At 60.5% G+C, this 10,691-nt stretch carries 11 protein-coding genes and 2 pseudogenes; 8 read left to right on the forward strand and 5 right to left on the reverse strand.

Translation table 11 applies throughout. The features are described 5' to 3' along the window. Positions 1-306: 306 nt before the first annotated feature. From DUT91_RS16570 to DUT91_RS16595, 6 genes are all read left to right on the forward strand, one after another. Complete coding sequence (locus DUT91_RS16570) at positions 307-1,506, forward strand: iron-containing alcohol dehydrogenase (protein WP_114441649.1); 1,200 nt, start codon at positions 307-309, stop codon at positions 1,504-1,506. Between the two features lie 18 nt (positions 1,507-1,524). Next, positions 1,525-2,988, forward strand: a complete 1,464-nt coding sequence (locus DUT91_RS16575) for an NAD-dependent succinate-semialdehyde dehydrogenase (protein ID WP_114441650.1) — start codon at positions 1,525-1,527, stop codon at positions 2,986-2,988. A 126-nt stretch (positions 2,989-3,114) separates the two neighbouring features. Next, the gene (locus DUT91_RS16580; RefSeq protein WP_114441651.1) at positions 3,115-3,957 is read left to right on the forward strand and encodes an alpha/beta hydrolase; all 843 of its coding nucleotides are present in this window, start codon (positions 3,115-3,117) and stop codon (positions 3,955-3,957) included. A gap of 209 nt (positions 3,958-4,166) precedes the next feature. After that, positions 4,167-4,418: a hypothetical protein gene (locus DUT91_RS25545; protein WP_147272197.1), complete on the forward strand. Its 252-nt coding sequence runs from the start codon at positions 4,167-4,169 to the stop codon at positions 4,416-4,418. A 30-nt stretch (positions 4,419-4,448) separates the two neighbouring features. Then, positions 4,449-4,703, forward strand: coding sequence for a type II toxin-antitoxin system VapB family antitoxin (locus DUT91_RS16590; RefSeq protein ID WP_200834998.1), 255 nt, complete (start codon positions 4,449-4,451; stop codon positions 4,701-4,703). Continuing rightward, complete coding sequence (locus DUT91_RS16595; RefSeq protein WP_114441653.1) at positions 4,703-5,143, forward strand: type II toxin-antitoxin system VapC family toxin; 441 nt, start codon at positions 4,703-4,705, stop codon at positions 5,141-5,143. The genes DUT91_RS16590 and DUT91_RS16595 overlap by 1 nt, the downstream gene beginning before the upstream one ends. A gap of 21 nt (positions 5,144-5,164) precedes the next feature. Here the strand turns inward: DUT91_RS16595 and DUT91_RS26610 are convergent. Then, positions 5,165-5,465: pseudogene (locus DUT91_RS26610) on the reverse strand (plasmid partitioning protein); the annotation flags it as partial. Between the two features lie 252 nt (positions 5,466-5,717). Here DUT91_RS26610 and DUT91_RS16605 point away from each other — a divergent pair. Then, positions 5,718-6,014: a hypothetical protein gene (locus DUT91_RS16605; RefSeq protein ID WP_160113666.1), complete on the forward strand. Its 297-nt coding sequence runs from the start codon at positions 5,718-5,720 to the stop codon at positions 6,012-6,014. Between the two features lie 279 nt (positions 6,015-6,293). On the opposite strand, the pseudogene DUT91_RS16610 reads toward DUT91_RS16605, so the two are convergent. Together DUT91_RS16610 and DUT91_RS16615 are read right to left on the reverse strand one after the other, a co-directional pair. After that, positions 6,294-6,684, reverse strand: a pseudogene (locus DUT91_RS16610) (ABC transporter permease subunit); the annotation flags it as partial. A 104-nt stretch (positions 6,685-6,788) separates the two neighbouring features. Continuing rightward, positions 6,789-7,640, reverse strand: coding sequence for a MipA/OmpV family protein (locus DUT91_RS16615; protein WP_245419764.1), 852 nt, complete (start codon positions 7,638-7,640; stop codon positions 6,789-6,791). Positions 7,641-7,874: 234 nt separating this feature from the next. On the opposite strand from DUT91_RS16615, the gene DUT91_RS16620 reads away from it, so the two are divergent. Then, positions 7,875-9,188, forward strand: a complete 1,314-nt coding sequence (locus tag DUT91_RS16620) for an ATP-binding protein (protein WP_245419765.1) — start codon at positions 7,875-7,877, stop codon at positions 9,186-9,188. An 8-nt stretch (positions 9,189-9,196) separates the two neighbouring features. Here the strand turns inward: DUT91_RS16620 and DUT91_RS16625 are convergent, their stop codons facing one another. Beyond that, positions 9,197-9,820 carry a methyltransferase family protein gene (locus DUT91_RS16625; protein ID WP_160113667.1) on the reverse strand — a complete coding sequence of 208 codons (624 nt, stop codon included), beginning with the start codon at positions 9,818-9,820 and terminating at the stop codon, positions 9,197-9,199. A 136-nt stretch (positions 9,821-9,956) separates the two neighbouring features. After that, the gene (locus DUT91_RS16630) at positions 9,957-10,679 is read right to left on the reverse strand and encodes a response regulator transcription factor (protein ID WP_114441855.1); all 723 of its coding nucleotides are present in this window, start codon (positions 10,677-10,679) and stop codon (positions 9,957-9,959) included. Positions 10,680-10,691: the final 12 nt, after the last annotated feature.

Genomic DNA, 10,691 nt, shown 5'->3' on the forward strand with positions numbered 1-10,691 from the left:
AATAAGATATCGTATGTCAAATACAATATCGTATACGATCTGATATAGGATTTTGAAAATGAAGCTGCCGCCCGGATATTTTCGGAACTTGGCCACCGCCCTCATCGAAAGGCGCGGCACTGCCGCCGCCGCTCGTCTCCAAGCCGATGTTCTCGTAGAGGCGGAATTACGGGGATTGCCGTCCCGGTAATGGGGGCGCGGGCAAGACGGGCTGCCGCCATGGAAGCGGGAATCGAGTTGCCGCGGTCGCTTTTCGAACATCTTACGGCCCTTGAGGCCGCCTGAATTCATCGGAGGAACCACGGAATGAATCTATTCGGCACAATGAGGGCGCCGCGCGAATTGCTCTTCGGCGTCGGCCAGCGCCATGCCCTCGGCGGCATCGCCGGCAAGCTTGGCCGGCGCGCGCTGATCGTGACGGACACGCGCCTTGTCACCGACGCCGACTTCCACGCGCTGGTCCGGCAACTCGAAGAAGCGCAATTGACGGTGAACGTCGATAGTTCCACCCTGCCGGACGTCCCTGTGGAATCGGCTATCGCCAGTGCCGCCGGCGCGAAAAGCTTCGCTCCTGATCTTGTGATCGGCATCGGCGGCGGATCATGTCTCGACATGGCGAAATGCGTCGCCCTGCTGCTGACCCACGGCGGCAGGCCGCATGACTACTACGGCGAGCACAAGGTGCCGGGACCGGTCATACCGATCATCGCCATTCCCACAACCGCCGGTACCGGCTCGGAAGTAACCCCTGTCGCCGTCCTTTCGGATGCCGAACGCAGCCTGAAAGTCGGCATTTCCAGCCCCTATCTGATCCCGACAGTTTCAATCTGCGATCCGGATCTCACCCTTTCGTGCCCGCCCGGGCTGACGGCGATCGCCGGAGCTGACGCCCTGACGCACGCAATCGAAGCCTTCACCGCGATCCGGCGCGATCCGGTACCCGGAATAACCCAGCAGCGTGTCTTCGTCGGCAAGAACGATCTTTCGGACCATTTTGCGCTCACCGCCATCACCCTCCTGTGGCAGGGTCTGGAACAGGCCTGCACGAATGGCGCCGACAGTGAGGCGCGTGAAAAGGTGATGCTTGGCGCCACCCTTGCCGGCCTGGCCTTCGGCGTGGCCGGCACAGCCGCCGCCCATGCCATCCAGTATCCGGTCGGCGCCCTGACACATACGGCGCACGGCCTCGGCGTTGCCTGCCTCATGCCTTACGTGATGACCTGGAATGCGCCGGTGATCCGCGGCGAACTTGCCGAGATCGCGCAAGCTGCCCGGCTTGGCGGTGCGGATGAAGTCATACCCGCGCTCTCTTTGCTTTTCGAACGGATCGGCATTCCCACAACGCTGCGCAATCTCGGTCTTGCGGAAGACCGGATCGACTGGGTGGCCGAGCAGAGCCTGGGTATTGCGCGCCTGATCCAGAACAATCCTCGCCCGCTGAATGCGCACGAAATGCGCAACCTCGTCGCCGCCGCCCATAGCGGCGACCTGTCCAGCTTGAATTGAAATGAAAAGGATCATCCAATGACATTCCAAGCCAACATTCCCGGCTATGCCGATCCCGCCCTTCACGCCCATGGCCTCTTTATCGGCGGCAAATGGGAGAAAGGCGGCGGGATTCCCGTCCTCGATCCCTCGACCGGTAACCCATTGGCCGAGGTGCCGGACGCTTCCGTCGAAGACGCGTTGCGCGCGGTCGATGCCGCCGCGGCTGCTGCTGCCGGATGGCGTGCAACCCCGGCCCGCCACCGCTCTGAAATCCTGCGCCGCTGGTTCCAGTTGATGACACAGCATGCCGAGGAGCTTGCAATGCTCATTGCACTCGAAAACGGCAAGGCCCTGCCCGACGCGCGCGGCGAAGTCGGCTATGCCACCGAGTTCTTCCGCTGGTATGCGGAGGAAGCAACGCGCATTCCGGGTGAATATCGGCACACCCCTTCCGGTTCGCATAACATCCTTGTCGACCATGAGCCGATCGGCATCGCCGTCCTCATCACGCCCTGGAATTTCCCCGCCGCCATGGCAACCCGCAAGATTGGTCCTGCCCTTGCCGCCGGCTGCACGGTGATCCTGAAACCTGCCTCCGAGACGCCGCTGACGGCCTACGCCATGGCCCGTCTCGGCGAGGAGGCGGGCGTGCCGGCCGGCGTGGTCAATGTCCTCACCACGCGCAATCCGGGTGAGATAACGAATGCCATGCTCGCCGATCCCCGCGTGCGCAAGCTCTCCTTCACCGGCTCGACCGGCGTCGGCCGCATTCTTCTGGCCGAAGCCGCTAAATCAGTCGTCAGTTGTTCAATGGAACTGGGTGGAAACGCACCCTTCCTCGTTTTCGATGATGCGGATCTTGAGGCCGCTCTCGACGGCGCGATGATCGCAAAGATGCGCAATGCCGGCGAAGCCTGCACCGCCGCCAACCGCTTCTATGTTCAGGCCGGGATCCATGACGCCTTCGTCGCGGGTCTCACGGCCCGCATGGCAGCTCTGAAGATCGGCCCAGGCTACGATCCGGCAACGCAATGCGGACCTATGATCACGCAGAACGCCGTGCATAAGATCGACCGGCTCGTCTCGGACGCGATCGCCGCGGGCGCCCGGGCGACGACCGGTGGCGCGCCACTGCCCGGCAACGGTTACTTCTATCCGCCCACCGTTCTGGATAATGTTCCTGCCGGCGCGGCGATCGCACGTGAGGAAATCTTCGGTCCGGTCGCTCCAATTTACAGGTTCGAGACCGAGGAGGAGGCTATCGGACAGGCCAATGAGACGGAATATGGCCTCGCCGCCTATGTATATACCCGCGATCTGAAGCGCGCTATGCGTGTTGGCCGGGGCATCGAAGCCGGAATGCTTGGAATTAATCGCGGCCTGATGTCGGATCCTGCGGCTCCATTCGGCGGTGTCAAGCAGAGCGGCCTCGGTCGCGAAGGCGGCGTGACAGGAATTCTGGAATTTATGGAGGCGAAGTATTATGCCGTTGAATTCTAGAGCGCCTTGTGTCGAATTGGACGCACAAAGAACGCGCCTCGAGTCTTTGAATCTAAGCATCGTGCTTTCCGAAAATCGATTCCGATTTCGGGCCGATGCTGTAGCAGCTCGGCCGGGGAGAAGAAGTTGACTGAAACAGACCTGTATCGGATCCGCGACTTTGTACCTGATTTCGACGCTGTCGCGGCCGAATTCGCCGAGCGCAGCCGTGCCTTGTCGGCGCGTTCGAAGATACGCGCCGACATCGCTTATGGCGCGCGCCCGCGCGAGACGCTGGACCTCGTCTTTCCGGAGAATGCGGCATCCGGCGCACCGCTGCATGTCTTCGTGCACGGCGGCTACTGGCGCTCCGGCGAAAAGACCAACTATCACTTCGTCGCTGAGCCGGTTCTGGCGGCAGGCGGTATCGCCGCGCTAATAGAGTATGATCTGATGCCAACCCAGCGCCTGCCAGTTTTGGTGGATCAAGTCCGCCACGCGGTGTTGTGGCTTCAGCACCATGCCGCGGAGTTCGGCGCCGAACCGCGACGATTGACCGTCAGCGGTCATTCGGCGGGTGCGCACTTGTCCTCCTATCTTGCCGCGACCGGACCGCGGGAGGTGCGCGCGCGCCCAGCCTTGCCCGACGTGAAAGGGCTGTTTCTGTTGAGCGGCATCTACGATCTTTCGGAAATCCCGAACAGCTTTCTGCGTGACGAAGCCAAAATGTCTCATGTGGAGGCGGCGGCATGGTCGCCGCTCACTTCGACTCAGCACAATGGGCCGAGGCGGGTCATCGCCTTTGGCGAGGACGAGACTGCACCTTTTCACGATCAGGCCCGCGCGCTCCAAGCGAAGCTTTCCATGGCCAGCCAGCGGGCAGAACTGCTGCCGGTACCGGAGCTCAACCACATGACGGTCGTGCTTGATTTCGCCGACGTTCAGAGCACGCTCGGACGAAGGCTGGCCGATATGGTCGGGTCACATTGAGCGCCACCGGGATCTCCGCCATGTTTGAAAGGTAGCGCGTGGTAAATGCTGGTTCGAAGCTAACGGCTTTAAAGTCCATCTTGGCGTGAAACCAAACTCCGCTCCTGCCATAACGGTCTACACGGGCCTTATCGTCAGCGACCTTTGCCTGAAATTACTTACATCTTTTTAGCGTAACCGGCCGATTGTTACCGCGGGATTTTGCTTTGATGCGCGCGATGGCATCGATCGCCGTCGGCGCAAAGAGGCGCCGCTTCGTAACATGGTTCTCGTCCATGGGGCCTTTGCCGATGGAACAATCGCGCCTAAATATATCTTTGAAACGAAAACCGCTGAAAAAATGGATCATTGAGCGTTTTTGGCTGACGACAATCGGGGCGGTTTGTAGACAAAAAGGTGGAAAAGCGCCTGTGTTGTATGAAATGGCATTGGGGGTTGCTCCGAACTACACATTTTTGTAATGTGAGCTACACACTAGGAGCTACACAACTATGCCGCTGAATATTCGCAATCCGGAGGCCGATACTCTCGCTCGGGAGCTTGCGCGTCTTGACCGCACAAGCATCACCGATGCTGTAATCGTCGCCCTCCGGGAAACCATCCGCAACAGGATGAATAAGGAAAGCCCGAGAGAGACGGCGCAAAAGATTCTGGCTAAGCACGGCCTGTCTTTTCAACCAGATCGAAAGCCGGTTCCACCTGAAGCCTATCACGACCTCGACCACGATCTCACGGGTGATGAATAATGTTCGTCGATGCCTGTGCAATTGTCTCGATGATGGCGGGGGAGGACACGGCCGACGCCTATGAAGCGGCACTGCTCGACGCTGCAGCACCGTTCACATCGACCCTTTCTGCCTGGGAAGCCATTATCGTCCTGTCAAGGCCGGATCAGTTGAACTGCGCCTACAAAACGGCCGAGGCGGTTGTCGTCGAATGGCTAGACGCACGGAAGATTTGGCTTCGCGAGCCCGGTTCGCCACGGCGCGTTCTGTCCTACGCGGTCGCGGTCGCCGAGCAGTACGGGATAGGAAAGCGGCGTCTCAGCAATTTCGATTGCTTCCACTACGCCTATGCCAAGTCGATGCGCGCGCCACTGCTCACACTGGACCAGCTTTTGCGCCAGACAGATGTGGAAACGTTGCCGAAAGGTTCATATGAATGGCCGTCTTCGAAAATTGACTGAACTGCCGGAATTGACCGGCGCCGATGCCGAGAAGGCGCGCACCTTTGGACGCGGCAGGACATTGACCTCCTTCGCAGCCGCTTCCAGCGCCTGCCGCGACAGGCACAACAGGAAATCTTCCGAGCCCATGTTCGGAAGGTAACCGTCAGCGCCGATGGCATCGCCGGCGATATGGGAAACGACCGCTGTTCGACATGCCGCGGCGGCAGGACAGGACATCGATCAACATGGAGCGGGCGGCGACGCGCACCGTCTCCGTATCGAAGGCGAGCTTGCCGTCCTCGGAAAACAGACGCGCGGCATGGCGCCGGAAACGCTTCGGCTCGATCCTGGCGTCCTTGACAGCAGATTTGAGTTGGCAGAACAGACGATCATCCAGGCCTTGGCATACAATAGCGGCAGAGATATACGGCAGCGCCTATCGGCGGAGTTTCTCGGAGATGATAGAGGCGTTCATTCAGATCGGCCAGCGCAGTCGCGAGCGTCTCTTGACAGTAAGTGCCGTACTCTCTGTGCTCGGCGGCAAGCGCAGCGAGGTCCGCATTCGCCGTTCTGAACCGCTGTTGGATCGCGCGTGATGCAGTTTTTCTCCGACCGTTTGGCCAACCGTGTCCCGCTGGAACAGCTTTTCTGGCGGGACATGATTATGTACGGTACGACGCTGAATTTCACGTTTCTCGTCTGTGCCTTGGCGCTGGCGGCAACGGACTGGCCAACTTGGGCAGCCTTTCTCGTCTTCCTGATACCGCTTCCTTACAACGTATTCATATGGCACTGCGTCTGGAACGCTGCCAACAGGCTCGACGTCTTTCCACGCGTTACCCTGCGCTCCATCGCCACGGGCTGGCTGCTGCTCGTGATCATCCTTTAGCACCGTCGAGCATGTCGGTGACGGCCTCTCCGCTGCGGATGAAGTCGGAACCACCACAGATCGGGCAGGCGCAGGCCGCCTAAGACCGACCTTACGAAGATCTCGATCTCCGCGTCCGCTGCCTCGATGTCTTCCAATACCCATCCGAGCTGCGAGATCGAGCGTTCGATCCGACGAGGGACCGAAGCAGGCCCGTCTCAGACGGCGAGCTAAACCTTCAGCTTCTCGATCAAAGTCTCACGCGAGGGCGAGCTTTAGCTGGCGGCGCGAAGCGCCTTTCAGCAATATCTGATAGGACACACCATCGACGGCTGTTTGCAGCCGAAGCTGGAACGCATCGAAGAACGCGAAGAGCAGCGCGCCGAATATCGCACGGCCCGGCCGCCAGGAGAAAAAGACGACGAGCGCGATGCAGATCCAGCCGCGTCCCTGCACCATGGTCGGGAATAAGCTGTTGAACGCCGACAAAGCGAGGAATGCGCCGCCCATGCCCATCAGCGCGCTTCCGGCGATCACCGCGCCACAGCGCACCTTCATCGGATTGATGCCTTGCGCTCGGCCGCATGCGGACTTTCGCCGGTCATGCGGATCGCGAGGCCAAGCGTGTGCGAAAGAGGATATAGACCATCACCAGCGCGTTTAGGATCGCCAGATAAGTCGGCACGGTCTGCAGAAGGCCGGCCCGAAACCCGGTCTCGATTGAAGCGAAACGCGTTTTGCGCGGCGTAGTATTGCATTCAATCCCGGTCGAACGGTCCTTCGGCCGGGATCGCCTCAGAATTTATAACCGAGGCCCAGCGAAACCGAGGGCTGCAGTTTTTCCTGGACGATGGGGCTGTCGGCGGCGTCGCCGGTCAATATGCCCAGTTCCGCCCGGCCGCGGACGAGCCAGTTGTCGGTCAGCATATAAGTGGCGTTGGCCGAGACGTTGACGCGTTTGACGCCTGCCCTCGGCTTGTACTCCCGCAGGCCAGAGGCGGCCGACTGGGCGGAATCGACGCCGAAATAGGCTTCCATGTGTTTGTTGTTCGCCACGATGGCCTCTGCTTTTGCGCCAAGGATGAGCCTCTCGGTTACCGGCGCCGAATAGCCGATGCCGAACGTGCCGATGAGGCTTTCGCTGCCGCCGATCGTCTGATCGATCGCGGCGTAAAGCTCGACCGGGCCCAGCTCGTAAGCCGCTTCGGCGCCGACGGTCGCCGCCAGATCGATATCACCGAGGCCGCGAAGCCTGTCGTGATCGTCCTCGTCCCGGCCCGACTCGTAACCGATATTGCCCGAGAGCGAAAAACCATCGTGGTTGAGCGCGGTGACGGCAACGCCCCTGGGATTGATTTCGAGCCATTCACCATAGGTGAAGCTGACGAATGGGATGGGGCTGACCTTCAAATCCTCGCTGCCTTCATATTCCGGCTTGTACATGGCGCCGCCGCCGATAATCAGGCTCCAGTTCCGCTTCGGCTCGAACCGTTCATTGAAGCGCTCCTGATCGAGGCCAGGCTCGGAAGGCGGTTCCGGAGGCGAAAGGTCGGCGGCGGAGGCGCTGGCCGCCATCCCCATGATACCCAATGCGAGGCCGAGAAAACGAGGCGAAACAAGCCGGTTGTTTAGAATTGTCGAGGACATAAAGGCTCCAGAGCGATTTGCCGGCGCCGCGTGATGAGTCCAGCAGCACGACCGGGGACAACGCTACTTTCCACGGACGGGCCGCTCCGCGCATGTCGTTATGTTAAGCTTTGTTACGAAGCGAACAGGACCGGCAGCCGTAATAAAACTTAACAATCATCTCCCGTCGCAAGCGCGGCCGCCATGGTACAAAAAGCCTTGGGAGGAACCGGAGGGAGGATTAGGAGATTGCGCGTGCTTCTGGGTCTCAGGACCATCTATGGGCAGATCACTGCTCTCGTCTTCCTTGCCTTGCTGATCATTGTCGTGCTGGCCGGTCCGCTCCTCGAGCGCTGGGTCAGCGGCAACCACAGGCCGCCTGACATCGAGCAGGTCACCGAGCATGTCCACACCGTAGGCCGGCTGCTGGAAGCTGCCGCGACGCCGGCCGAGAGAGAAACCATCCTCGATGCCGCCCGCCGGTCGGGTTGGGACATGACTTTGCTTCCCTTATCCATACGCGCGCAATTCACGACCTCCTCCAGCAAGGAAACGGCCTGGGGCCGGGTCGTCGAATGGCTGTTTCCGCCCGACAATTCCATTTCCCCCCTGGGCGGCTGGAGGACGTTTCTCAACGGCAGGCGCGTCGTTGCTGTCCAGGTGGATGGCTCGACGATGCTGGTCAGTCCCGTTTCCTCCGATCCTTTCCTGACGAGCGATTTCGTCGGACGGGGATCCTATTATCTGGTGGCACTGATCACGCTGATCTTTCTTTTCTTCGCCTTCGCCATCTGGGCAATCATGCTGCCTCTGCGGCGGATTTCCCGCGCGGCGCTCAATGCTGATATCTCGAATGACGAGGAGGTTTTCGAGGAGCGCGGAAGCGTCGAGATCGTCGCCCTGGCGCGGGCGCTGAACGGCATGCGCAAGCGGATCGCGATCATGGTCGAATCCCGCACCCGCATGCTACGCGGCATCAGCCATGATTTGCGAACCCCACTGACGCGCTTGCGGCTGAAGGCAGAACACCTACCGTTGAGCGAAAGCCGGGAGGCGATGCTGTCAGACATCAATCACCTCGACCGGTTGCTGGGCGAAAGCCTCGATTACCTGCGGGACAATTACCGGCGAGAGGATTTCGAGCGGGCGGATATCGCCAGTTCGCTCCAGACGATCTGCAGCGAATTTGCCGATGTCGGGCACGATGTGGCCTATCACGGGCCGAACCGTCTTATCGTCAACTGCAAGCCGCTCGCCATCACCCGCGCCATAACCAATCTTTGCGACAATGCCACGAAGTTCGCGAAGAAGGTTGCGGTCGAACTGCGGACAGATGCGGGAATGATGGTCATCGATGTCGTGGACGATGGGCCGGGCATTCCCGAAACCTACCGGCAGCGGGTCCTCGAACCGTTCTTCAAGATCGACGCGGCAAGAGGCGGCAATACCGGTTTCGGGCTGGGGCTCTCGATCGTCTCCGAGATCGTTCAAGCCCATGGTGGCACGCTGGAATTCCTAGATGGCAGAGAGGGTGGCCTGATCGTCCGGCTCACCCTGCCCATGGGATAGCCGGCGCCTTAATACAACGTCACCTGAGGCAGATCGGGCAGCAGCCGCAGCAGAACCCGCACCAGGAAGGCCAGGAGGACGAAAACCATCCCGTCCACGATGGTCCGTCGCAACATGCCGGGGCTTACGGTCACGACATCCTCGTCACGCCACAAGCTGGGACGGGGGAGGAAGCGCGGAACGGAATTGCGATATGCCTCGTAATGGGCGCCATGAGCAGTCGACAGCCCGGCTTCCTCGCGCAGCACCACCGGCAGGAAGACGAGATAAGCCGCCAACGTCATGAACGCCGCCATGCTGATACTGCCAGTCTGAAGTCCGAGCCCCGCGACGGCGACGAAGGAGAAGAAATAGAGCGGATTGCGTGAAACCGAGTAAGGCCCTGATGTTACCAGCGCCACCGTCTTTTTCCCGCCAATATAGAGCGTGCACCAGGCCCTGCCGAGGATGGCGATGAAAATCAGAAGCGCACCGAAATCCTCAATCCAGTCGCGCTGCCATGACCCGGCCTTGAAATGAGCGGTCGTGAAGAAAATGACTGGCAGGAAGCAGGTACTGATCCACCAGATCACCGCCTTGCGGCGCAATTGCACCCGGTTGAGATGGGATTGGACGGCCTGGATATCGGGCAATTTGGCGCTCCTCATGACTTTACAAGCCACGGAGTAGCGCGTCGCGCGAAGGCAGGTCGTTTCGTTTTGTTGCGGTATGTGAAGGCTTATAGGCCGGAGGCCTTGGCCGGGGCGCGCCAATCAAACTCCCCCAGCCTCACGCCTCCTCGACCGTCGCGGTAAATGTATACCCCCCGAGTCGAACCGTCTGCAACAACGCCGGCTCCTTCGGATTGACCTCGATCTTCTGCCGCAGACGGCTGATATGAACGTCGATGCTGCGCTCGATCGGCCCCGCCAGTCCCGAATGCGTCAGCGAAAGCAGTTCCTCACGAGTGATGACGCGGCCCGGATTGCGGCAGAAGGCGAGCAGCAGGTCGAATTCCGTGGTGGTGAGCGCAACGCGGGCATTGCTGGGGTCATGAAGCTGGCGGCGCATCGGGTCGATGAGCCAGCCGTCGAAGCGCAGCCGCCGCTGGCTGACATTCTTGACAAGCCCATAGGAGGCCCGCCGCAGCAGGCTGCGCACCCGAGCCACGACTTCGCGCGGGCTGAACGGCTTGGTGATGTAATCGTCCGCGCCTACTTCCAGCCCGACAATCCTGTCCACCTCCTCGCCGAGTGCCGTCAGCAGGATGACGGGCATCGTGTTTTCGGAGCGGATTTTTCGGCAGATGCTGAGGCCGTCCTCACCCGGCAGCATGACATCGAGGATGATGAGATCATACGCATTGTGGCGCAGCAGCGATTGCATCACCCGGCCATCCTCCGCGACGGTCGGGATCATCCCGTTCTCCCGCATGGTGATGGCGAGGAGTTCGCCGATCTCCGGATCGTCTTCGACGATCAATATCCGGGCGTTTGTGGAATTCGGTTGCATGGCGTCCCCTTG

Origin of the sequence: Paramesorhizobium salinisoli (assembly GCF_003335045.1) — a bacterium.
Lineage (GTDB): Bacteria > Pseudomonadota > Alphaproteobacteria > Rhizobiales > Rhizobiaceae > Paramesorhizobium > Paramesorhizobium salinisoli.